The sequence below is a fragment of the Amphritea pacifica genome, assembly GCF_016924145.1.
Taxonomy (GTDB): Bacteria; Pseudomonadota; Gammaproteobacteria; order Pseudomonadales; family Balneatricaceae; genus Amphritea; species Amphritea pacifica.
In genome coordinates, this window is the sequence record NZ_JAFFZO010000022.1 from 69,070 (window position 1) to 92,697 (window position 23,628).

22 protein-coding genes are annotated in these 23,628 nt (G+C 52.6%); 11 read left to right on the forward strand and 11 right to left on the reverse strand.

Going from position 1 to position 23,628, the window contains the following annotated elements; genetic code table 11:
* The first annotated feature begins 17 nt into the window (after positions 1-17).
* Complete coding sequence (argJ, locus tag JW499_RS13745; protein ID WP_205211143.1) at positions 18-1,235, forward strand: bifunctional glutamate N-acetyltransferase/amino-acid acetyltransferase ArgJ; 1,218 nt, start codon at positions 18-20, stop codon at positions 1,233-1,235.
* A gap of 26 nt (positions 1,236-1,261) precedes the next feature.
* Complete coding sequence (locus JW499_RS13750; protein ID WP_205211144.1) at positions 1,262-2,194, forward strand: Nudix family hydrolase; 933 nt, start codon at positions 1,262-1,264, stop codon at positions 2,192-2,194.
* 1,135 nt (positions 2,195-3,329) lie between these two features.
* Here JW499_RS13750 and JW499_RS13755 read toward each other — a convergent pair.
* The 6 genes from JW499_RS13755 to pilB form a co-directional block, all read right to left on the reverse strand.
* The gene (locus tag JW499_RS13755) at positions 3,330-3,713 is read right to left on the reverse strand and encodes a hypothetical protein (protein WP_205211145.1); all 384 of its coding nucleotides are present in this window, start codon (positions 3,711-3,713) and stop codon (positions 3,330-3,332) included.
* Between the two features lie 120 nt (positions 3,714-3,833).
* A complete protein-coding gene (gene yacG / locus JW499_RS13760) occupies positions 3,834-4,088 on the reverse strand; it encodes a DNA gyrase inhibitor YacG (RefSeq protein WP_232846405.1) in 255 nt (84 codons plus the stop codon).
* Complete coding sequence (gene coaE, locus JW499_RS13765) at positions 4,081-4,698, reverse strand: dephospho-CoA kinase (RefSeq protein ID WP_205211147.1); 618 nt, start codon at positions 4,696-4,698, stop codon at positions 4,081-4,083. The genes yacG and coaE overlap by 8 nt, the downstream gene beginning before the upstream one ends.
* A 55-nt stretch (positions 4,699-4,753) precedes the next feature.
* Complete coding sequence (locus tag JW499_RS13770) at positions 4,754-5,671, reverse strand: prepilin peptidase (RefSeq protein WP_205211148.1); 918 nt, start codon at positions 5,669-5,671, stop codon at positions 4,754-4,756.
* 41 nt (positions 5,672-5,712) lie between these two features.
* Positions 5,713-6,939 carry a type II secretion system F family protein gene (locus tag JW499_RS13775; RefSeq protein WP_205211149.1) on the reverse strand — a complete coding sequence of 409 codons (1,227 nt, stop codon included), beginning with the start codon at positions 6,937-6,939 and terminating at the stop codon, positions 5,713-5,715.
* 60 nt (positions 6,940-6,999) lie between these two features.
* A complete protein-coding gene (gene pilB, locus JW499_RS13780; protein WP_205211150.1) occupies positions 7,000-8,718 on the reverse strand; it encodes a type IV-A pilus assembly ATPase PilB in 1,719 nt (572 codons plus the stop codon).
* A 424-nt stretch (positions 8,719-9,142) separates the two neighbouring features.
* Here pilB and JW499_RS13785 point away from each other — a divergent pair, with 424 nt between their 5' ends.
* Together JW499_RS13785 and JW499_RS13790 are read left to right on the forward strand one after the other, a co-directional pair.
* Positions 9,143-9,598 carry a pilin gene (locus tag JW499_RS13785; protein WP_232846406.1) on the forward strand — a complete coding sequence of 152 codons (456 nt, stop codon included), beginning with the start codon at positions 9,143-9,145 and terminating at the stop codon, positions 9,596-9,598.
* Between the two features lie 132 nt (positions 9,599-9,730).
* Positions 9,731-10,090, forward strand: a complete 360-nt coding sequence (locus JW499_RS13790; RefSeq protein WP_205211151.1) for a hypothetical protein — start codon at positions 9,731-9,733, stop codon at positions 10,088-10,090.
* A 361-nt stretch (positions 10,091-10,451) separates the two neighbouring features.
* On the opposite strand, the gene nadC is transcribed toward JW499_RS13790, so the two are convergent.
* Positions 10,452-11,297, reverse strand: coding sequence for a carboxylating nicotinate-nucleotide diphosphorylase (gene nadC, locus JW499_RS13795; RefSeq protein ID WP_205211152.1), 846 nt, complete (start codon positions 11,295-11,297; stop codon positions 10,452-10,454).
* A 177-nt stretch (positions 11,298-11,474) separates the two neighbouring features.
* On the opposite strand from nadC, the gene ampD reads away from it, so the two are divergent.
* The 3 genes from ampD to JW499_RS13810 all read left to right on the forward strand — a co-directional run bounded on the left by ampD (position 11,475) and on the right by JW499_RS13810 (position 14,732).
* Positions 11,475-12,053, forward strand: coding sequence for a 1,6-anhydro-N-acetylmuramyl-L-alanine amidase AmpD (gene ampD / locus JW499_RS13800; RefSeq protein WP_205211153.1), 579 nt, complete (start codon positions 11,475-11,477; stop codon positions 12,051-12,053).
* Complete coding sequence (locus JW499_RS13805) at positions 12,050-12,898, forward strand: hypothetical protein (protein WP_205211154.1); 849 nt, start codon at positions 12,050-12,052, stop codon at positions 12,896-12,898. The genes ampD and JW499_RS13805 overlap by 4 nt, the downstream gene beginning before the upstream one ends.
* Positions 12,899-13,685: 787 nt before the next feature.
* Positions 13,686-14,732 carry an ABC transporter ATP-binding protein gene (locus JW499_RS13810; protein ID WP_205211155.1) on the forward strand — a complete coding sequence of 349 codons (1,047 nt, stop codon included), beginning with the start codon at positions 13,686-13,688 and terminating at the stop codon, positions 14,730-14,732.
* A 6-nt stretch (positions 14,733-14,738) separates the two neighbouring features.
* On the opposite strand, the gene JW499_RS13815 is transcribed toward JW499_RS13810, so the two are convergent.
* The 4 genes from JW499_RS13815 to JW499_RS13830 form a co-directional block, all read right to left on the reverse strand.
* Positions 14,739-16,406, reverse strand: coding sequence for an ABC transporter permease (locus tag JW499_RS13815; protein WP_416135409.1), 1,668 nt, complete (start codon positions 16,404-16,406; stop codon positions 14,739-14,741).
* Between the two features lie 116 nt (positions 16,407-16,522).
* The gene (locus tag JW499_RS13820) at positions 16,523-17,554 is read right to left on the reverse strand and encodes a Fe(3+) ABC transporter substrate-binding protein (protein WP_205211157.1); all 1,032 of its coding nucleotides are present in this window, start codon (positions 17,552-17,554) and stop codon (positions 16,523-16,525) included.
* A gap of 201 nt (positions 17,555-17,755) precedes the next feature.
* Positions 17,756-18,469, reverse strand: coding sequence for a 16S rRNA (uracil(1498)-N(3))-methyltransferase (locus tag JW499_RS13825; RefSeq protein ID WP_205211158.1), 714 nt, complete (start codon positions 18,467-18,469; stop codon positions 17,756-17,758).
* 51 nt (positions 18,470-18,520) lie between these two features.
* Positions 18,521-20,221: a sigma 54-interacting transcriptional regulator gene (locus JW499_RS13830; RefSeq protein WP_205211159.1), complete on the reverse strand. Its 1,701-nt coding sequence runs from the start codon at positions 20,219-20,221 to the stop codon at positions 18,521-18,523.
* Between the two features lie 422 nt (positions 20,222-20,643).
* On the opposite strand from JW499_RS13830, the gene JW499_RS13835 reads away from it, so the two are divergent.
* The 4 genes from JW499_RS13835 to JW499_RS13850 form a co-directional block, all read left to right on the forward strand.
* Positions 20,644-20,880: a phenol hydroxylase subunit gene (locus JW499_RS13835; protein WP_232846407.1), complete on the forward strand. Its 237-nt coding sequence runs from the start codon at positions 20,644-20,646 to the stop codon at positions 20,878-20,880.
* Between the two features lie 61 nt (positions 20,881-20,941).
* On the forward strand, positions 20,942-21,922 hold the full coding sequence (locus JW499_RS13840) for an aromatic/alkene monooxygenase hydroxylase subunit beta (protein ID WP_205211161.1): 981 nt from the start codon (positions 20,942-20,944) through the stop codon (positions 21,920-21,922).
* A 35-nt stretch (positions 21,923-21,957) separates the two neighbouring features.
* Entirely contained in the window at positions 21,958-22,227 is a 270-nt protein-coding gene (locus tag JW499_RS13845) for an MmoB/DmpM family protein (protein WP_205211162.1), read from the forward strand.
* An 11-nt stretch (positions 22,228-22,238) separates the two neighbouring features.
* On the forward strand, positions 22,239-23,628 hold a 1,390-nt coding region (locus JW499_RS13850; RefSeq protein WP_205211163.1), incomplete at its 3' end, for an aromatic/alkene/methane monooxygenase hydroxylase/oxygenase subunit alpha.

Below are 23,628 nucleotides of genomic sequence, written 5' to 3' on the forward strand. Positions count from 1 at the left end.
GGTTTAAGGAGTCTGTAATGGCAGTAGGTCCTGGCACGCTTCCAACGCTGCACCCGGTTGCAGGTTTTCGTATCGGTACAACTTCGGCTGGGGTTAAAAAGCCTGGGCGAAAAGATCTGGTGCTGATGGAGATCGCAGAGGGCGCCAGCACTGCAGGGGTTTTTACCCTGAACCAGTTTTGCGCTGCACCGGTGAGAATTTGTAAGACACATCTGCAGCAGGGGATGCCATCCTATCTGGTGATCAATACCGGTAATGCCAATGCGGGGACAGGTAAACAGGGGCATCAGGATGCTCTGGATGTCTGTCAGGCGGTTGCAGATCGGGGCGGTGTTGCTATTCAGCAGGTGTTGCCATTCTCGACCGGGGTGATCGGTGAAAAACTACCCACTGATCGTATTATCAGCGCCGTGCCTGCTGCGTTTGATGCGCTGTCTGATGATGGCTGGCTGGAAGCCGCCAGCGGGATTATGACCACTGATACCCGGCCAAAAGCGTATTCGATGCAGCTGGAACACCAGGGGCAGGTGATCACCCTGACCGGTATCTCAAAGGGCGCCGGTATGATCAAGCCCAATATGGCAACCATGCTGGCTTATATTGCGACGGACGCAAAAGTTGAGCCTGCGCTGCTGCAATCATTGCTAAGCCGTGCCGCAGACCAGTCATTTAACCGTATCACCATCGATGGTGATACCTCCACCAACGATTCCTGCATGCTGGTGGCGACCGGTGCCAGCGGGGTAGAGGTGACAGAGGATAACAGCGAACTGCTGGCTCAGTTTGGCGCCGCGGTGGATAAGGTGTTGCTGGAACTGGCTCAGGCGATTATCCGTGATGGCGAAGGGGCAACTAAATTTGTCACCATCAGTGTTGAACAGGCCGCCAGCTCGGAAGAGGCGTTGAAAACCGCTTATGCGGTTGCTCATTCACCGCTGGTTAAAACCGCGCTGTTTGCCAGCGACCCTAACTGGGGACGGATTCTGGCGGCGGTTGGTTATGCCGGGATTGAAAATCTGGATGTTGATACTCTCCAGATCTGGCTGGGAGAGGCCTGTATTGTCGAAAACGGTGGCCGGGCTGCCAGTTATACCGAGGCCGCCGGACAGGCGGTGATGAATCGTGAAGAGATCACTATCCGTATTATCCTTAACCGGGGTGATAAGCAGGAAACGGTCTGGACCACGGATCTGAGTAAGGAGTATGTGGCCATCAATGCGGATTACCGCTCCTGATCATCCTCCAATGCAGGGTATAGGTGTTGTCTAAACTGATCCATGTCGCGGCAGCGGCGATCTTTAATGATTCCGGTGAGCTGCTGCTGGCGCTGCGCGATAAGGCGCAGCATCAGGGCGGTCTGTGGGAGTTTCCCGGGGGCAAGGTAGAACCCGGTGAAGAGGTTCGCAGTGCGCTGGCCAGAGAGTTACAGGAGGAGCTGGGCATAGAGATTGATCAGTCTGCTACCGTTCCTCTGATACAGGTGCCCTTCCACTATCCTGATAAATCGGTATTGCTGGATGTGTTCCGCGTTAACCGCTTTATGGGGCAGCCCTATGGCCGGGAAGGGCAGCCGCTGAACTGGGTTAAGCTGGCGGATCTGAGTGGTTATCAGTTTCCGGCAGCGAACACACCGATTGTCAATGCGCTGCAGCTGCCGACAGCGTTAGCCATCACCCCCCGATTATTATCTGTTCAATACTGTGAATATATCGATAAAGCCCTTCAGAAGGGGGCTCAGGCGGTTATGCTGCGGGCAAAGCACCTTGCTGAAACAGAGCAGTTAAACCTCTATCAACAGCTGGCAGAGGCGTTTCCTGAGCTGTTAGTGATATGGAATGGATCGCTGGACGCGGCAAACCGTGCTGAAGTCACAGCGCTTCATCTCAGTTCAGAACGGCTGATGCAACTGAACAGCCGGGAAACCTATCGTGGCCGCTGGCTGGGGGCTTCCTGCCATACTGAGGAACAGATCCGCCGGGCGGAACAGATCGGCGCGGATTACATCACCCTTTCACCGGTGCAGAAAACAGCCAGTCATCCGGAGGTCACCCCTATGGGCTGGGCTGAATATTCTCGCCTGGTGCGTCTGTCCTCTCTGCCGGTTTATGCTCTGGGTGGTGTATCGCTGGCAGATCTTGAGCAAACCCTTCAGGCGGGTGGCCAGGGGATCGCAGCGATTAGATGTTTTTGTTGAAGCTGGGGGGGCGGGGTCGCAGATTTAGCAGGCGCTGCATCCTGCAGCAATAAAGCTTTGCAGTTGCACAGACCCTCGCCGCTGGAAGCGGCTCCTACACTATAAGCTGGCTTGCCACCGGGGTCGCAGAATCAGTAGGCGCTGCATCCTGCAACGATAGAGCTTTGCAGTTGCACAGACCCTCGCCGCTGGAAGCGCTCCTACACTATAAAGCTGGCTCGCCACCGGGGTCACAGAATCAGTAGGCGCTGCATCTTGCAGCGATAAAGCTTTGCATTTGCGCAGACCCTCGCTGCTGGAAGCGGCTTCCACACTATAAAGCTGGCTCGCCACCGGGGTCGCAGAATCAGTAGGAGCTGCATCCTGCAGCGATAAAGCTTTGCAGTTGCGCAGACCCTCGCCGCTGGAAGCGGCTCCTACACTATAAAGCTGGCTCGCCACCGGGGGCGCAGAATTAGTAGGCGCTGCATCCTGCAGCGATAAAGCTTTGCAGTTGCACAGACCCTCGCCGCTGGAAGCGGCTCCTACACTATAAGCTGGCTTGCCACCGGGGTCGCAGAATCAGTAGGCGCTGCATCCTGCAACGATAGAGCTTTGCAGTTGCACAGACCCTCGCCGCTGGAAGCGCTCCTACACTATAAAGCTGGCTCGCCACCGGGGTCACAGAATCAGTAGGCGCTGCATCTTGCAGCGATAAAGCTTTGCATTTGCGCAGACCCTCGCTGCTGGAAGCGGCTTCCACACTATAAAGCTGGCTCGCCACCGGGGTCGCAGAATCAGTAGGAGCTGCATCCTGCAGCGATAAAGCTTTGCAGTTGCGCAGACCCTCGCCGCTGGAAGCGGCTCCTACACTATAAAGCTGGCTCGCCACCGGGGTCGCAGAATTAGTAGGCGCTGCATCCTGCAGCGATAAAGCTTTGCAGTTGCGCAGACCCTCGCCGCTGGAAGCGGCTCCTACACTATAAAGCTGGCTCGCCACCGGGGTCGCAGGTTTAGTAGGAGCTGCATCTTGCAGCGATAAAGCTTTGTAGTTGCGCAGACCCTCGCCGCTGGAAGCGGCTCCTACACTATAAAGCTGGCTCGCCACCGGGGTCGCAGAATCAGTAGGCGCTGCATCCTGCAGCGATAAAGCTTGCTACCAGTGCGGTTCTTCGCCGCTGGAAGCGGCTCCTACACTATAAAGCTGGTTCGCCACCGGGGTCGCAGAATCAGTAGGCGCTGCATCCTGCAGCAATAAAACTTTGCAGTTGCGCAGACCCTCGCCGCTGGAAGCGGCTCCTACACTATAAAGCTGGCTCGCCACCGGGGTCACAGCATCAGTAGGAGCTGCATCCTGCAGCGATAAAGCTTTGCAGTTGCGCAGACCCTCGCCGCTGGAAGCGGCTCCCACACTATAAAACTGGCTCGCCACCGGGGTCGCAGAATCAGTAGGCGCTGCATCCTGCAGCGATAGAGCTTTGCAGTTGCGCAGACCCTCGCCGCTGGAAGCGGCTCCTACACTATAAAGCTGGCTCGCCACCGGGGTCGCAGAATCAGTAGGCGCTGCATCCTGCAGCGATAAAGCTTAAAGCCAGAAGTCTATAAATTAGCTTTTTCAGGTGATTCCCCCTAGTGAAAATGCTTCAGAGGAACCGTATTGTCAGTGCAGTGGCCGGTCCAGATAGTCTGCGCTTTCGCTATCTTCGAAGCTGCTGCTGTAATCATCAACGCTGGGTTCTGCCGGGATCTGATACGCCTCATCAGCCCAGGCGCCCAGATCAATCAGCTTGCAGCGTTCGCTGCAAAATGGGCGAAATGGATTTTCTGTGCTCCACTCCTGCTTTTTACTGCAGGTAGGGCAGGCCACCAGTGGCTTTTTCTTGTGTGAATCAGTGTTGTCAGGCTTATTAACCAAGATCGGACTCCCGTTCCTGTTGTGCTTTTTGCAGGAACTTTTTATGTAATTTTTCCACCAGGGGGGGCAGTTCATCTACCGTGCCGCTGTTGTCGATCAGATCATCCGCTTTAGCGGTACGCTCACAGCGGGGCATCTGAGCGGTGATAATCGCTTTGACCTGCGCTGCATCGGTGTTGTCCCGTGCGGTTGTACGGCTGATCTGAGTGGCTTCATCGACATCGATAACCACCACATGGTTCACCAGCAGATGCTGATCGGTTTCCAGCAGCAGGGGGGAGGCGAGAATAGTATAGTCCGCCTTTGAGCTATCCAGTTTCAGCAGAATCCGCTCCCTGATCAGGGGGTGGAGCAGTTGCTCCAGCCAGTCCCGCTGACGGGGTGCTTCAAAGACGATTTTTCTCAGCGCTTTACGGTCCAGATTGCCATCGGATAACAGAATATCGCTGCCGAATCGCTGGGCAATTTTAGCCAGTGCCGGTTCTCCCGGTTCAACGACCTCCCGGGCGACCTGGTCGGCATCGATCACATCGACAGCCAGCTGTTCAAAGAGCTGCGAAACGGCTGATTTACCACTGCCGATACCACCGGTAAGACCTACTACAAACATATCAGACTCTCTGAATGAACTGATTTTATGAGTTTAAATTTATCAATAAACAGGTTTATAAGTTTAGCAGATGCAGATACCAGCCGGTCAGCTCATCTCCCCATAACAGCGCGATCCAGCCTGCGCCTGCCAGATAGGGGCCAAAAGGGATCGGTGTTTGCGATTGCTGACGGCTGAAAGCGATCATGATCCCGCCAATAATAGCGCCGATCAGCGAGGAGGCCAGAATAATCAACGGTAGCATATCGGCGCCGGCCCAGGCCCCTAGTGCCGCAAGCAGCTTGAAATCGCCATAGCCCATCCCCTCCTTGCCGGTGGCCAGTTTGAATAGCCAGTAAACCGACCAGAGGGAGAGGTAGCCCAGCACTGCTCCCCAAAGGGCTGAGGGCAGCGTGGTGAAGTAACCAAAGCTATTGATGATCAGGCCGATCCAGAGCAGCGGCAGAGTGATTTTATCTGGCAATAGCTGATGATCAATGTCGATAGCGGTAAGGGTAATCAGGCACCAGCTGAAGAGGACCGCGGCAAAGGCTACCGGATTGAAACCAAGTTGCCAGACAATAAAAGCCGATATCAGCGCGGTGACCAGCTCAATCAGCGGGTAGCGCAGTGATATCCCGGTGTTACAGCCACTGCATCTGCCTCTGAGGATAACAAAGTAACTGATAAGAGGGATATTCTCATACCAGCGGATCAGATGACCACAGTTGGGGCAGGTTGACGCGGGCTGCGCCAGATTGAAGGGCGGGGATCGCTCTGCGGGTGTTTCCTCTGCCTCCGGATCTCTTGTTTCAGCCGTTTCAGCCGTTTCAGCCGTTTCAGCCGCTTCAGTTGCCATCAGCTGCCATTCACGCTCCATCATCAGCGGCAGTCGGTGAATAACCACATTCAGAAAACTGCCCACCATCAGTGCGAAAACAAAGGTAAGTAACAGCGACAACCAGGTATTGGCTGCAATCAGTTCGAACATCATAATATCTGGGTTTTCTCAGTCAGGGCTTTCGGCTTTGTTCTCTAGACTACATTACCCAACTGGAAGATCGGCAGATACATGGCGATCACCAGACCACCCACCAGAATACCCAGAATGGCCATAATCATCGGCTCGATCAGCGTCGACAGGTTATCGACGGCGTTATCCACCTCCTCCTCGTAATAGCTGGCGACCTTATCCAGCATCATCTCAAGGGAGCCTGCTTCTTCGCCGATGGCGATCATCTGGGTGGCCATTGCTGGAAACAGTCCGGTCATGGTGACGGCGTTTTGCAGTGATTGTCCGGTAGAAACGCCGTTCTTGATCTGCATAATCGCCTTTTCGTAGACCACATTACCGGAAGCGCCCGCCGCAGAGTCCAGCGCATCGACCAGCGGCACCCCGGCTGCAAAGGTGGTGGCCAGGGTACGGGCAAAGCGGGCAATAGCGGAGTTATGCAGTATCTTCCCGATAATGGGTAGTTTCAGCACGGTACGATCGAGCCACTCCCGGAACCCCTGTGACTTCTCATGAGCTTTTGTAAAAGCAAAGCCAGAAAGCACAATACCGATAAGAACAAGGAACCACCATTTTTGTGCAATTTTGGACAGATGTACAACAAATAGAGTAAAAGCTGGCAAGTCTGCTCCGAAGCTTGCAAAAACACTCTCAAACTGGGGGACTACTTTAACTAACAGAATAGCAGAAACGATAAAGCCTATAACAATTACCGCAATTGGATAGGTCAGGGCTTTTTTGATCTTCTTTTTAAGAGTTTCAATCTTTTCTTTATAGGTTGCGATCCGGTCCAGCATGGTTTCCAGCGAGCCGGAACTTTCACCTGCATGGACCAGGTTGCAGTACAGATCATCAAAATACTTGGGATGGCGCTCCAGTGCCTTGGCAAAGTTGGTGCCGCCACTGACATCGGCTTTCAGATCGTATATCACCTGCTTCATCTTCTGTTTTTCGATACCGTTAGCAACGATATCGAAGCCCTGCAACAATGGCACCCCGGACTTCAGCATGGTGGCGGTCTGGCGGGTAAACAGGGCGATATCCAGGGGTTTGATCGGCTTGTTATGGTTGCTAAACATGCTGTAGCTCTGTTTACGAACCTTTTTGGGCATAATCCCCTGCTTGCGCAGCATCGCTTTGGCTTCAGCGAGGTTTTCAGCGTTGATCGCCCCTTTGCTGGCATTACCGCTCTTATCTTTACCTTCCCAGTTAAAGGTGAGAGGCGTTTTGTTTGCTGCTTTCTTAGCCATCCGGTTGTTTCCGTATTACAGGTTTAGAATCGTTTAATAATCAGTCTGTTAAACCGCAGTTTACAGTTTTATAACCCGGTTCATCTCTTCCAGGCTGGTGACACCCTGAATCACTTTGCGCAGGCCTGACTGTCTGAGAGAGCGGAACCCCTGCTGTTTTGCTGTTGCCAGGATATCCAGGGATGAACCGTTGTCCATGATCACCTGAGCAATTTCCGGAGTCATCGCCATGGTTTCATAGACCCCCACCCGGCCTTTATAGCCCTTATTACATTTACCACAGCCTTCCGGGTTATGTTCAAACAGATTAAGGCCCGCTTTTATCTGTTCCGGGGTAAAGCCCTCTTCCAGCAGCGTGGCTTCTGGAATGGTGGCGGGCTTTTTACACGCGCTGCACAGACGTCGTCCCAGTCGCTGGGCAATAATCATAGACACAGAGGTGGCAATATTAAAGGCCGGAACCCCCATATTGCGCAGTCGGGTGAGCGTTTCGGCGGCACTGTTGGTGTGCAGGGTTGATAGCACCATATGGCCGGTCTGGGCGGCTTTGATAGCGATCTCCGCGGTTTCCAGATCACGGATCTCGCCCACCATTACTACATCCGGGTCCTGACGCAGGAAGGAGCGCAGTGCTTCTGCGAAGGTCAGTCCCACCTTATTATTCACATGGACCTGGTTGATCCCCTCCAGGTTGATCTCCACCGGGTCCTCTGCGGTGGAGATATTGCGTTCAACGGTGTTGAGGATATTCAGGCCGGTATAGAGCGAAACGGTTTTACCACTACCGGTGGGGCCGGTTACCAGAATCATCCCCTGGGGTTTATGCAGAGTTTGCATAAACAGCTCTTTCTGGTCTTCATCGTAACCCAGCGCTTCGATTCCCATCTGTGCACTGGTGGGGTCGAGAATACGCAGCACCACTTTTTCGCCCCAGAGGGTGGGCAGGGTGTTAACCCGGAAGTCGATGGCGCGGTTTTTGGAAATCTTCATCTTTATACGGCCATCCTGGGGTACCCGCCGTTCGGAGATATCCATCTGCGACATCACTTTCAGGCGGGCGCAGAGACGGGAAGCCAGGTTGGCCGGAGGTTTGGCAACCTCCTGCAGAATACCGTCGATACGGCAGCGGATGCGGTAGGATTTCTCATAGGGCTCGAAGTGGATATCCGAAGCACCGGTTTTTATCGAATCCAGCAGTATTTTGTTGACGAAGCGTACAATCGGTGCATCGTTGGCGGCATCCTCACCATTGTCTTCCTGCTGCTCATTAAGCCCCTCGTCGATCTCCAGGTTATCGAGATCGGCATCTTCCAGACCATCGAGGGCGGAGTTCTGTTCATCGAGGAAGGTGTCGATCAGATGGGAGAGCTTATCCTCTTCAACGATCACCCCCTCGGTGGTGGTGCCGGTATGAAACTTAAACTCATCCAGTGCCTGAATATTGGTGGGGTCTGAAATCGCCACATAGAGGCGGTTCTCCCGCTTGATCAGTGGCAGTGCGTGGTGTTTGGTGATCAGCTTTTCATCCACCAGACCCTGGGGCAGCGCTTCAATATCGATGACATCGAGGTCAAACAGCGGCATGCCGAACTCATCGGCCGCGGCCGCGGCCGCCCGATAGGCACTCACCAAGCGGTTTTCAATAATATGGGCGATAAAGGGTTTATTGTCCTTGCGGGCGGTTTTCAGGGCGTCCATGGCAACATCGGATGAAAACACACCGTCATTAACCAGTCGTCGTGCCAGACCACTCAGCGGCTGAAAGGGTTGTACGCTCATTATTCAGAGAATCCATTTTTATCTGTTGATATCGGCGACAGAAACAATAGCTTAAGTTGGCGGCCTGAATTTGTATAGCTAAAGCTGATATCCTTTGTCTCTATAAACTCAGCTCTTAATACCGACGGCTTTATCGCTAAGGCATCTATTACTGCCTACTATCATCACTCATGAAAAGTAATAAAGAATAAGATCTTACCTTTAACCTAAACTGCCTTGTATTATTATCTATTTGTAAAGTAACATCTATCGGTCGGTTTGAGAATCAACAGACGCTTGCTTCAGGTCACTGGACTGCCATAAAAAATAGGTTACTATCTGTATCAGGCTCGTATGGAGCAGGGAAGATGGGCCCTATGGCAAGGGAAAGAGTCGTTCGGAGCAAGGATGATGATGAATACTTTACTCGCTGGAGAGATAACAAATGAAAAGCACTATTAAAAAACAACAGGGTTTTACCCTGATCGAATTGATGATCGTGGTGGCGATTATCGGTATTCTGGCGGCGATTGCATTGCCTGCGTATCAGACATACACAAATAAAGCTAGGTTTTCAGAAGTTGTCGCAGCTACTGGAGGTGTAAAAACTTCTATCGAGGTTTGTGGGCAGACATTAGCTACTGATGCTACATTTGGCACTATTTGTGGAACTGCCGGTACAAATGGTGTAGTTAGTGTTGGAACAGCCTCTGGTTATGTTACTAGTGTCGATGTATCAGCTAGTGGTGCAAGGGGTGTAGTTGTTACAGCTGAAGGGGCTAATGAGGTGCTGAATACGAATTACATACTGAACGGTGCTATGACTAATGGTCAAGTAGTGTGGACTTTGGATGCTGCCTCTGAATGTATTGCAAACGGTTGGTGTTCTGATCCACGATAAGGTTTTTTTATTGTCAAAAGCGCAAATTAATTTGCGCTTTTTTTGTGCCTGAAATTAGCCTTTCAGCTACTATATTTAATCATAAGGTTATGATTCACTTAGGTTCAAATTATAAAAAAGCCCCGGTACCCAATGAACAAAAAAACCATCCTCCTTATCCTGATCGCTATCACCGCAGCAGTCACCTACTACCTCTACGAAGAGCCGTTGCCGATGGAAAAACGGGCTGTGGTGGAAGCGGATCTGGCTGCTCAGCCGGATAAATATCCGGCAACCCCGGTGTGGTGGTCCGATGGCGGTATTCTGGCGATCGGTATGCTGCCCCGTGAAGGGGGTGAAAAGCGCAATGACAGTGCCAAAGAGATCTGTCAGATTCTCTGGAAACATAACGTTAATAAAACCGTGGTTGAGGTGTACGATATTCTGCAGATTCAGAAAAGCGATGAGTGGGAGCTGATTGGCGCAGCGGATTGCCGGCGCAAAGCGCCATAATTGAAAGCACCGTAATTCAAAGCTCTGTAATGAAAAGCGCTGTAATTTAAAGCACCATAAGCAAAAGCTCTGTCATTAAAAGCCGGATAATTATTCAAATTCAGGCTTTTTCGAGCAGATCAACAGATAGTTTGCAGGGTTGTTACTCAAAGTGAGTATTATGATTTTGAGGTATATTGTTTCCTTTTTGGAATTAATAGTGCTGATGTAAAGTGAAAATCCGCTACCCGAGCGGATTTTTTTATGGGCATCGCACTTTATTGGGAATCAGGGGGCATGCTAAGGTCACAGAGAGCACAGAGAAAACCCAATGAATAGCTCTTCTCCGAGTCCTCTGTGGTAAAACTTTTTTCGTTTTGCCTCAGATAAACCGCATCGACAGATCCACCGCTTTACAATCTTTGGTTAGCAAGCCGATCGAAATATAGTCAACGCCGGTTTCGGCGATGCTGCGCAGGGTGTTGGCATCAATGCCACCGGAGGCTTCCAGTTTAGCCGGTGTGGGGTGCTCTTTGTTCTTCTGCACCGCCAGGCGCAGGCCTGCATGGTCAAAGTTATCCAGCATAACGATATCGGCCTGAGCATCCAGTGCCTCTTGCAGTTCTGTAAAAGACTCGACCTCAACTTCAACCGGTTTGCCCGGTTCGTTGCGCTTGGCGGTTGCGACCGCGCTGGCGACTGAACCGCAGGCCATAATATGGTTTTCCTTGATCAGAAAGGCATCATAGAGGCCGATCCGGTGGTTATAACAGCCGCCGCAGGTGACCGCATACTTTTGCGCGTTACGCAGGCCGGGAATGGTTTTACGGGTGTCCAGCAACTTCACGCCGGTACCTTCAACCAATGAGGCATAGTAGGCACTGATCGTCGCGGTACCGGAGAGGGTTTGCAGAAAGTTCAGCGCGCAACGCTCTCCGGTGAGCAGTGAGCGGGCCGGGCCCTGCAGTTCAAACAGGGGCTGATTAGCCGTCACTCTGTCACCATCGCTGACCAGCCAGTTCACCCTGACACGGTTATCGACCTGGCGAAATACCTCATTAACCCACCCGACACCGCAGATAACCGCCTCTTCACGGCTGATTACCCGTGCGCTGGCCTGTTGCTCTGCCGGTATCAGTTGGGCGGTGATATCTCCGTCACCCAGATCTTCCGCCAGCGCGGTGGTTACGGTAGCTGGGATATCGCTGAGCAGTCGGTTAGTGGCCATAAGGGCTCCGTGTTGGTGATCAGATTGCGGTTGTTCTGCTATCACAGGCTTTGCCTGATCTGATAGCTTGTCTGAAATAGAAGGCGTGGTACTATCAAAGGGCACTTATATGAGCCACACCAAGGCCGCTATTTTAACGGAAAGCCGCTGGGTAAAGTAGTCGCTGGCAGGGGAAAAATGACGCAGTTTAACGAGATTTACACAATAAGGGAGGGCTGGCTTGGTGGTGCAGAGCACTGCCCATCGCCCAACTTTAATCAGCGACCAGATAGCATGCAACCCCGGTTGCTGGTAATACACAATATCAGTCTGCCGCCGAAGAAATTTGGTGGGGGTTATATCCGGGATTTTTTTCTCAATCGTCTGGATAGCAGGGCTGACCCCTATTTTGCAACGATCAGCGCTTTGCAGGTGTCAGCGCACCTGCTGATTGAACGAAATGGCCGGATGGTTCAGTTTGTTGGTTTTGATCAGCGTGCCTGGCATGCCGGGCAGTCGAACTACGGCGGTTGTGATAACTGTAATGACTTTTCCATCGGTATTGAACTGGAAGGCGCAGATCATATCCCCTATACCGATGTTCAGTATCGGCAACTGGCCAGAGTGACTGCGGCATTGATCAGCTACTATCCTGAGATGGGGACTGAACATATCACCGGCCATTCTGATATTGCGCCGCAGCGTAAAACAGACCCCGGTCCGGCATTTAACCGGAACTATTTTTATCGCCTTTTGACGCAGGAGATGCACGGATGAAGTTTCTGGCAGTGATGCTGGTGATGGTTTTGGGACGCTATACGCGACGGTCACCGAAGGTTATCAGGCTGGCCCGTGCCGCTACTCCTCAGAGCACACTGCACTGGGTTATGCTGACCCTGTATATGGTGGCTCTGGAAGCCTTGTTATTGCAGTTTTTTCGCTGGGAGTTCGGTATCTTTGTGCTGGCCATCGAACTGGCGGCGCTCTACCTTTATCTGGAGAACTGGTCGCCCAGTGATATCACCGGAAAGTACTATCGGGACTGGTGTAAAGGCAATTTTCAGGCATCCTGGTTGCAGTTGGCAGAACTGCTTGGGCTCAATCGCACCGATGATGTCACGGATTGCCAGTCCGCTCACTATGCTATCTGTCAGCAGTATCTCTATCTGTCACTTGTTGGTTTTTTTGCCCTGTTGTTCTGGTTTATCTTACTGGGTATCCCTGGCCTGTTTCTGGCCCTGTGGGCAGGCTGGTTAATCCAGCATAAACATACCAAGCGACAGCCGGGGATCGCTGAACTGGTTATCCGGATCCCCGCCCGCTTATTAGGCTTTACCTTCTTTATTGTCGGCAACGGTCTGAGCGCCTATACCCAGCTTAAAAACCCGGAAGCCAAAGATCATAATGTCAGTGACTGGTTGTTCAGAATCGCTCTGGCTGCGGTGGGAGAGGAGAGCTATCAGCAATACCGCTCTGCGAGCGATTGTGGCGATGAAGAGTTTCGACACCATGCGGCTGAAGAGATTATCAGCCTGAACCGGCTTATCCGCCGGTCAGCGATCCTGTGGTTAATGGTATTTGGCGTGCTGACAATGCTGGGCGTGGAGACCCCGCTGTATTAAACCCCGCTGTATTCCACGCCAGGAGCCCCTGGTTTCCAGAAGATATGCTGGCGTCATAGATGGTTGCTTTTGTGGGAGGCGCGCCCTCGCGGCGAGCACCCAAAGGGCATACGATAGAACCATCGCTGCTGGAAGCAGCTCCTACATTACATGTCACCCTGTAGGAGCCCCGTTAGCATGCCCTCTGGGTACCCGGGGCGATAAAGCCATCGCTGCTGGAAGCAGCTCCTACATTACATGTTATCCCCGTAGGAGCCCCGTTAGCATGCCCTCTGGGTAACCGGGCGATAAACCATCGCTGCTGGAAGCAGCTCCTACACTACATGTCATCCCGTAGGAGCCCCGTTAGCATGCCCTCTGGGTACCCGGGCGATAAAACCATCGCTGCTGGAAGCAGCTCCTACATTACATGTCACCCTGTAGGAACCCCGTTAGCATGCCTTCTGGGTACCCGGGGCGATAAAACCATCGCTGCTGGAAGCAGCTCCTACACTACATGTCACCCTGTAGGAGCCCCGTTAGCATGCCCTCTGGGTACCCGGGGCGATAAAAACATCGCTGCTGGAAGCAGCTCCTACAATACATTTCCCTGTAGGAGCCCCGTTAGCATGCCCTCTGGGTACCCGGGCGATAAAACCATCGCTGCTGGAAGCCGCTCCTACATGAAAAAGTCGCTTTTCAGACGATTAATCGCTATCTGATGCAACCTGTTCACAGAGTTCTATGGTTGAAATCAGAATCGTTATAAGCGAGAATCATTTTCATTTAGCAAGAGTGCTCCTGACTTATGACTCCCCTGCTGGAACTCAGATCGATCAGCTGCGGCTATGACAACACAGTGATTACCCAACAACTGAGTTTTCAGTTGCAGGCGGGAGAGATTGCCTGCCTGCTGGGCCCCAGTGGTTGTGGTAAAACAACGGTGTTGCGGGCTATCGCAGGTTTTAATCCGCTGCTATCCGGTCGTATTGAACAGAACGGTACACCAATATCTGCAGCGGGTTTTACCCTGCCGCCGGAACAGCGCGGCATTGGTGTGGTTTTTCAGGACTACGCGCTATTTCCCCACCTCAGCGTATTTGACAATATCGCCTTTGGTTTAAATGGTCGTAGCCGCGATGAAAAACGTGAAGCGGTCGCCGCTTTATTGCAACTGGTTGAGTTGCCTGATCTCTCCGCACGCTATCCCCACGAACTTTCTGGTGGTCAGCAACAGCGGGTGGCCCTGGCCCGGGCGTTGGCACCGAAGCCAAAACTACTGTTGCTGGATGAGCCTTTCTCCAATCTTGATACCGATCTGCGCCGACAGCTGGCGCTGGAGGTGCGCTCGATTCTCAAGGCTCAGGGAATAGCGGCGATTATGGTGACCCATGATCAGGAGGAGGCGTTTGCCATCAGTGATCAACTGGGAATTCTGGCGCAGGGGCAGCTGCAGCAATGGGGGACACCTCCTGAGCTTTATTATCGCCCGGTTAACCCGCTGGTGGCAGGTTTTGTGGGAAAAGGGGAGTTGTTTTCGGGTGAATGCCTGGATGCGACCACGGTCAGAACCGAGCTGGGTATCATTGAGTTTGCCGAGCCCTTTGGTGCTGAGGCGGGGAAACCGCTGTCACTCTTTATCCGTCCGGGGGATATCCGTCCCAGTGTTGAACCCGGTGCCGTGATGGCTACTATCGAACAGAAGGAGTTTCTCGGCAGTTCGGTGGTGTATCAGCTGAGTCTGCCTTCCGGTCGCCGGATTGAGTCTGAGATCTATGAACCACTGATGCTGGAGGTTGGCGCTAAGGTGTCACTGCATGTGGCGGCTCACCGGCCGATCGCGTTCGCGCTTTAATCGATTTCAGTTGCTATGGCGGCTAGCCGAGATGGTCCGGCTTAGCAGGATGACCGGGATAATGCCAACCAGAACGATCAGCAGGGCGGCCAGTGAACAGGCCTCCAGCATCTCGTCTGAAGCATACTGGTAGACATAGGTTGCCAGGGTGTCGTAATTAAAGGGTCGCAGGATCAGGGTGGCGGGTAGCTCCTTCATGCAATCGACAAACACCACCAGCGCCGCCGTAAGCACACCACCTTTAATCAGTGGCAGATGAACTTTCACCAGGGTTTGCAGTGGTGAGTGGCCCAGCGAGCGGGACGCCATATCCATGCTTTCAGTAATCTTATTCAGGCTTGATTCGACTGAACCTACCGAGACCGCGAGAAAGCGAACAACATAGGCAAATATTATCGCGAAGGCGGTTCCGCTGAGCAGGAGTCCGGTGGAGATACCCAGCAGTTGCTCCATCAGGCGATCAACGAAGTTATCGAAAGCTGCGAGGGGGATTATTACCCCGATTGCGAGTACGGCACCGGGCATCGCATAGCCCAGACTGGAAAACCGGGCAGCCAGCCTGAGGCTTCTGCTTTTGTGGAGCCGTTTTGAGTAGGCCAGTAGCAGTGCCACAAGAATTGTCAGAAGTGCCGCACAACCTGAGAGTATAAAGCTGTGGCTGGCGTGGAGCTGAAAATCGCTGCTCCAGAGCTGATCAAGGTTATTCAGGGCATAGCCCGCTAATACCGATACCGGAATGATAAACCCGGCAATCACGGGCAGCGCGCATAGCAGTGTGGCCCCCCAGGCGCGCCCCCCTTTTAGTGGATACCCGGTTAGCGTTTTGAACCGGTCTGCGCTGTGAAACTGTCGCTGCTTCGCCCGGGCCAGACCTTCCAGTGAGATCAGGATGACCACAAATATCATCATCAGGCTGGCGATCTGTGCGGCGCCACCCAGATTGCTCATATTCAGCCAGGTGTCGTAGATACCGGCACTCATGCTTTTGACGGCGAAGTAATCCACCGTACCAAAGTCGTTAATGGTTTCCATCGACACCAGCGAGAGGCCTACGGCGATGGCCGGCCGGGCGATTGGCAGGGATACCCGGTAGAAACTCTGCCACGCGGTACAGCCCAGCGTGCGACTGGCATCGTGAATAGTAGTGGACTGCTCCAGAAAGGCAGCCCGTGCCAGCAGATAGATATAGGGGTAGAGTACCAGTGCCAGCATCAGAATGGCGCCGCCGAGGGTGCGGATATCGGGAAACCAGTAATCACGGGCGGACTGCCAGCCGAACAGCTGCCGCAGAAAAATCTGCAACGTACCGGAGTATTCCAGCAGGTCGGTATACACATAGGCGATTACGTAGGCTGGTACCGCAAAGGGTAGCAGCAGCGCCCACTCAAATATTCGACGGCCGGGAAAACGACACATGGTCACCAGCCAGGCACCGCAGACGCCGATAGCGATTGACAGCGCGCCAACCCCCAGCATAAGCATCAGGGTTGTAGTGATGTAAACAGGCAGCACCGTGTCTGCCAGATGGGTCCAGATATTTTCTTTGGGAAACAGTGCCAGATAGAAAACCGACAGCACCGGCAGGGCCACCATCAGTGCTGTACCCCAGGTACAGCTATACCAGCCAAACAGGTAACGGTTGTTTTCAGAAATGCTCTGTTTTGAATCGCTCACTCTGGCCATATGGGGAAGCGGGCTTTGCCCGCGCAACTCTCTGCTGTTAACGAAAAAACGGTAGCACGAGACTACCGTTTGTGTGAATCATTGTCGATCACTGTTACAGAAGGCGATCAGTTATCGAAGCCAACTTTATCAACCATCCGTGATGCCTGCACTCTTAACTCAGCGACCTTCTGCAGGTTGATATTGTCCTGTTTGAACTCTCCCATATATTGGTTCAGCAGCGCTGAACGGGGAGTTGCGGGGCGCACCGGAAACTCAAAGTTGGCTTCGGCGTACATCGACTGTGCCTGTGCTTCGCTCAGGAACTCCAGCAATTTGATGGCACTTTCTTTGTGGGGCGCATACTGGGTGAGAGCAGCACCGGAGATGCTCATATGTGCGCCACGATCATCCTGATTGGGAAAGACCAGATTGACCGCATTGGCCCACTCTTTCTGTTCCGGTTGCTTTTCGTTGGTGAGCATTTTGCCGAAGTAGTATGAGTTGCCCAGGGCGATATCACACACTCCCTCTTTAACCGCTTTGACCTGCGCACGGTCATTCCCCTGAGGCTTGCGGGCCAGGTTGGCTTTGACCCCTTCGAGCCATTTTTCTGCTTCCGCTTCACCGTGATAGGCGATCATTGAACCGATCAGTGACAGGTTGTAGGTATGCTTGCCGCTACGGGTGCAGATACGTCCCTTCCATTTGGGATCTGCCAGTTCTTCGTAAGTTTTAATCTCGCCCTCTGCGACCCGCTCTTTTGAGGCGTAGATCAGGCGGGTACGGCTGGTAAGTCCGAACCAGCGGTTTTGCGGATCACGATATTGGGCTGGAATATTGCTGGTCAGGACGTCACTGTGCACCGGCTGGGTCAGCCCCTTTTCGACCACATCGTAGAGTGGCCCGATATCCGATGTCAGGACAATGTCCGCGGGTGAGTTTTTACCCTCATGCTCCAGACGCTCAATCAGACCTTTTTTGGCAAACACAACATTGGTTTTGATGCCGGTTTCTGCCGTAAAAGCCTCCAGCATCGGCTGAATCAGAAACGGTTGTCGATATGAATAAATATTGACTTCATCAGCGGTGGCTACAGAGCTGACCGCCATCGTCAGTGGCATAGCGAGGAAGGCGAGTTTTTTGAACGTTTTTCGCATAATTGAAACACCTGAGTTATGTCTGAATGATTAAAGGGGTTAAGCGTCTGCCCTTTATAATGCAGTGATAATGCGAACTATTCTTATTTAACTTAGGAGTAATGTCAACTTAAATGAGGATGATTCTCAATTAAATTTGTTTATACCTGAGTTATTCGACGGTCACTATGGTTGTTGCAGACAGGTACAGCGAAGCGTGACTCAGATGGGGAACAGTCTGGCCAGTAATACCGGTACTGCGTTTTCTACCCGCAGAATTCGCTGACCGATATGGATCGCTTCAAATCCGCAGGCCTGAAGCTTTTCAACTTCATAGGGTATAAAGCCGCCCTCGGGGCCAATCGCCAGTGTTGTCGCTTCGTCGCTGGCACCGGGGCAGGGGGCTGCGTGATAGGGGTGTGCGACCAACGCCCGGGTCTGACGGGCGATCTCGGGAAGTTCATCCTCTACAAAGGGTTTAAAACGCTTTCGCAGGTGTACTTCGGGCAGTACTGTGTCGCCTGACTGCTCCAGCCCCAGCAGTAACTGCTCTCTGAGATTATCCTGCTGCAAAGCCGGCGTTGACCAGTAGCTTTTATCCACTTTGTAGGAGTTGATCAGATAGAGTTGTTTGACACCCATACTGGTAATGGTTTGCAGGGTGCGTTTCAGCATCTTGGGTCGCGGCAGAGCCAGAAGCAGGGTCAGGGGCAGAGCGGCAGGAGGCTGCTGTACCAGCTCTACCTCCAGAGTAATGCTCTGATCCGTCAGACAGATTACCGTGCCGCTGCCGGTCGCGCCGTTTAGCAAACCTACTCTGAGTTGCTGACCCGGAACAGGCTGGTGGAACTGTCTGATATGGTGAAAGCGCCGGTCACAGATGACCACCCTGTTGGTTGTACTATAGTCACTTTCAAACAGCAGTATCAGGTTCATGGCCGACTCAGAATGAAGATAAGGAGGCCATTCTAAAGCAGCTTTAACCCGTTATCCATCGCCGAGTTTTTTCAGGCGATAGGCCAGTGCCGGGCGCGTGAGTCCCAGTTTGCGTGCCGCTTTTGAAACATTGTTGTTGCACTGGGACATCGCCTCCTCAATCAGCTTCTGCTCCAGCTGCTCTAGGCTGAAGTTGTCAACCAGCAAGCTCTCTACCGGCTCTGTCGTCGTTAAGCTGGATTTGGGGGCTTCTTCACAGAGTTGTCCCCGGCCTCCGATAATATTCAGGGGATGAGAGGGCTCAGACAGTGAGGGAAAGAAGCTGGCCATACTGATGGACTGATTGTTTTCAGTGAGAATAACGCCCCGCTCGATCATGTTTTCCAGCTCGCGGATATTACCGGGCCACTTGTACTGAATCAGTGCCTGCATCGCCTTATCTGAAATACCGGAGGTCTTTTTATTGTACAGGGTGCAGTATTTTTTCAGGAAGTGTTCCGTTAACAGCGGAATATCTTCGGTGCGGTCGCGCAGCGGAGGGATATGCACCGGATAAACATTTAAGCGGTAAAACAGATCTGCACGAAAACGACCCTCCTGGACCGCCGCTTCAAGGTCCTCATTGGTCGCAGCTACCACCCTGACATCGATGCGCCGGGTGCGGTTATCACCGACCCGTTCAAACTCTGACTCCTGCAGAACTCTCAACAGTGAGGCTTGCGCCCTTGGGGTCAGCTCGATCACCTCATCGAGAAAAATGGTGCCGCGGTGAGCCCGCTCAAATTTACCTTCGCGGGATTGGATTGCGCCGGTGTAAGCACCTTTTTCCACACCAAATAACTCAGCTTCAATCAGGTCCGGTGGGATGCAGGCACAGTTCACCGCAACAAAGGGTTGGTTTGCCCGGTCACTGGTTGTGTGCAAACCCCGGGCAACGACCTCTTTGCCGACGCCGGTTTCTCCCTGCAGCAGCACACTCACCTTACTTTTTGAGGCTTTACGAATCAGGTGGCAGACATTTTTAAAGGCTGCTGAGTGGCCGACACTGTTAAATAAGAGGTCCTCTTCTGCATCGTTACTGCGAAACTGATCTTTCAGAACACTGACCTCATCCTGCAGCGCCAGCAACTGCTCAATAATTGGGTCGGGAAGCAGGTATTTTTCTGTCTCTTCGGCATCATCCCAGTCTTCGGCCGGACGCCCCTCAATATGACAGTGATCGGCTCCGGTGGCGGCGCACTGAGTTTCCCTGAAGATGATCTGCCGGTTCATGTAGTAGGTTGAAAAGCCACTGGCGTAACCGAGCAGTGTCCAGCATACCGGAACATCTGAGTTGCCAAAGCTTGCCAGGTGGGTTTCGACCTCATGAGAGTTATACCAGTCAAAAGCACCATAGAAATGCTGGCTATCTTCGTCGAACTCCAGAGAGCGTGGGATAACTTTGACCATGCCTTTGATGGCGTGAAGCTGAGGTCCCACCATAAAAACCTCTTCAGCGGTCATATCCGGACGAACTTTTTTAGCCAGTTCGGCATCCCGCCAGCCGGTATGATATCCGAAGCGCATCAGAAAGCCTTTCGCTCTCTCCACTCCCAGGGTCTGGATCAACTCGTTTCGCAGCAACCCCATGACTGCGGAATGGATCAGCAACATCCGCTGCTCATCCAGCCAGATTTTGCCCTCCTCATTGTCGAAGCGGATCTGTTCTAAGAGATCCTGAGCGTCAGGAAGCTTAGGTTGTAATTCTGTCATATGGCACTGCTTTTGTTATTTTTCTTTTGAACTGTATCGGCACCGAAGGCCTGCTTGTTTTTTATTGTGACGCTTATTTTGTCAAAAAAACAACACCTATTTAAATATCCATCGCGGGGGAGGTGGCACAGAGTCCGGGGGCTTTTTTTTATTTTTTGATTAACTTTTCACTATTTCATCACCTGTTATCTGTCGTGTTGCAGGATAACTGTTGGCCATAACAAGAGAGGGATGCTCTATTTTATATCTATATAAATCAATATCTTAATAATTATATCTCGCCATTTTATGGCTTTTCTCTATCTCTGGCACAGCCATTGCTGTAACCCCTGTGATCAAAACTTAATTTTACAGGTGATCATATGGCAGAACTGAAACTAGACAGCCCTCATGCTTCTGGGAACCGGTCCGGCTCAGACCAGATGACTAAATATATCCGGGTGCGTAGTGATGAAAATGCTCGTTTTGTCGAGTTCGATTTTGCTATTGGAGATCCCTCTCTGTTTGTCGAACTGATTATGCCTCAGGGCGCCTTTAAACATTTTTGTGCCGCCAACGATGTGGTCTTTATGACCCGGGAGCAGCAGGAAAATGTGGATGCCGAGATGCAAAAATGGCGCTACGGAGAGGAGACGCTGATGGCGAACAACCATCGCTGAACCTGCTGCAACACTGCATTGATTCAATAAAAACAATGAACCCTAAGATGGGATAACGCAGATGACAATAGAAATAAAAACAGCCATGCTGGAACCGGTGCGCAACACCTTTGCGCACATTGAGCGCCGTTTTGGAGATAAACCGGCCACCCGTTACCAGGAAGCCACCTATGATGTCGCTTCCGAGATTAACTTTCACTACAAGCCGCTGTGGCAACCCGAGTTTGAACTCAACGACAAAGGCCGTACCGCCATCGTGATGCAGGACTGGTATGCCTTCAAAGACCCCCGTCAGTTCTACTACGGCACCTATGTGCAGATGCGCGCCAAACAGCAGGAGGTGGCTGAGAGTAACTACAGTTTCTTCGAAAAGCGTGATCTGGCCCGCCTGATTCCGGATGAGATTCAACAGAAAGTGATTCGCCTGCTGCTGCCGTTACGTCACGTGGAACAGGCCGCCAACCTCAACAATATGTATGGCAGTTCGCTGGGCTATGGCACCGCTATCACCCAGGCCCTGCTGTTTAACGGTATGGATCGTCTGGGCAACGCTCAGTATCTCTCCCGTATCGGTCTGATTCTTGATGGCAACTCCGGTGATGCCCTGGCCGAGGCCAAGCGCTACTGGATGGATGATGCGGTGTGGCAGGGTGTGCGCGCTTACTGTGAAGCCAATATCTGTGTCAAAGACTGGTTTGAATCCTTTGTTGCGCAGGATGTGGTGCTGGATGGCCTGATCTATGAACTGGTGTATCTGCAGTTCGATCAGTGGCTGGCGGACAACGGCGGTCAGGATATCAGCATGCTCACCGAGTTTATCCAGAACTGGAACAGAGACACCAACCGCTGGGTCGATGCGGTGGTGAAAATTGCTGCGACCGAGTCCGACGCCAATAAGCAGTTACTTAGTCAGTGGCTTGAACACTGGAAGGGGAAGGCCCTTGAGGCGCTGGCGCCGCTGGCTGAAGAGATGATCGGTGCAGAGGCCCTGGCGATTGCTGAAGATAGCTGGGGTAAACGTCTGGCAAAAGCCGGACTGTAATAACACCGCGAATAACAACAATAAGGTTAATCACCATGTCAAAAGTCTATATCGCCCTGCAGGACAATGATGAGTCCCGCTATATTGTCGAAGCCATCGAAGAGAGTAACCCGGATGCCACGGTTATCCATCAGCCCGCCATGATCCGCATCGAGCGGGAACACCGCCTGGTGATTGAACGGGCGGTCGTGGAGGAGAAGATGGGCCGGGAGTGGGATGTGCAGGAGCTGCACGTCAATCTGATCACCCTCGGCGGTAACGTAGATGAAGATGACGACCAGTTCGTCCTCGAGTGGAAACAGTAAGGGGTAACATCATGGCTGCTAAAAAACTCAATATCAAAGATAAGTATCGCCTGCTCACCCGGGATCTGGATTGGGAGTTTTCCTACGAAGATCGTCAACAGGCCTTTCCCTACGAAGAGTTCGAAGGGATTAAAATCACCGACTGGAATAAGTGGGAAGACCCGTTCCGTCTGACCATGGATTCCTACTGGAAATACCAGGCAGAGAAGGAGAAAAAGCTCTATGCCATCTTCGATGCCTTCTCGCAGAACAATGGTCATCTGAATGTCGTCGACCCCCGCTATGTGAATGCGGTGAAGATCTTTCTGACGGGGGTTTCGCCACTGGAATACCAGGCGTATCAGGGCTTTGCCCATGTGGGCCGTCAGTTCGGTGGTGTCGGTGCCCGGGTGGCCTGTCAGATGCAGTCGCTGGATGAGCTGCGCCATGTGCAGACCCAGATCCATGCGATGAGCCACTACAACAAGTTCTTCGATGGCTTCCAGGAGTTCAGCCATATGCATGACCGGGTGTGGTACCTCTCGGTACCCCGCTCATTCTTCTGCGATGCGCGAAGTGCTGGCCCATTCGAATTCATGATCGCCATCGGCTTCTCTTTTGAATACGTGCTGACCAATCTGTTGTTTGTGCCCTTTATGTCCGGCGCTGCGTATAACGGTGATATGGCCACGGTGACCTTTGGTTTCTCGGCGCAGTCCGATGAAGCCCGCCATATGACTCTGGGACTTGAGGTGATCAAGTTCCTGCTGGAACAGCATGAGGACAACGTGCCGATTGTGCAGAAGTGGATCGATAAGTGGTTCTGGCGCGGCACCCGTCTGCTGACCATTGTAGCGATGATGATGGACTATATGCTGCCGAATAAAGTGATGTCCTGGAAAGAGGCCTGGGAGGTCTACTTCGAAGAGGCCGGTGGCGCGCTGTTTAAGGATCTGGCCCGTTACGGCATCCGTATGCCGAAATACGCCGAGACCATCGAGAAAGAGAAGGAGCATATCTCCCATCAGGCCTGGTGGACCTTCTATACCCACGGGCATGCGGCCGGGTTCCACACCTGGATTCCAAGCGATGAAGAACTTGACTGGCTGTCGGCGCAATACCCGGACACCTTCGATAAGTATTATCGACCCATGTGGGAACTGGCGAAGGAGCAGGAGGCTAAGGGCGAACGCTTTTATACCTCGGGTTTGCCACAGCTGTGTCAGACTTGTCAGATCCCGATGCTGTTTACCGAGATGGATAACCCCAATCAGAACTCGATGCGTGATTACCTGTATCAGGGCGAGCGCTATCACTTCTGCTCGGATGGTTGCTGCGACATCTTCAAAGAGGAACCGGAAAAGTATGTTCAGGCCTGGCTGCCGGTGCATCAGATCTTCCAGGGCAACTGCGGCGGTCCTG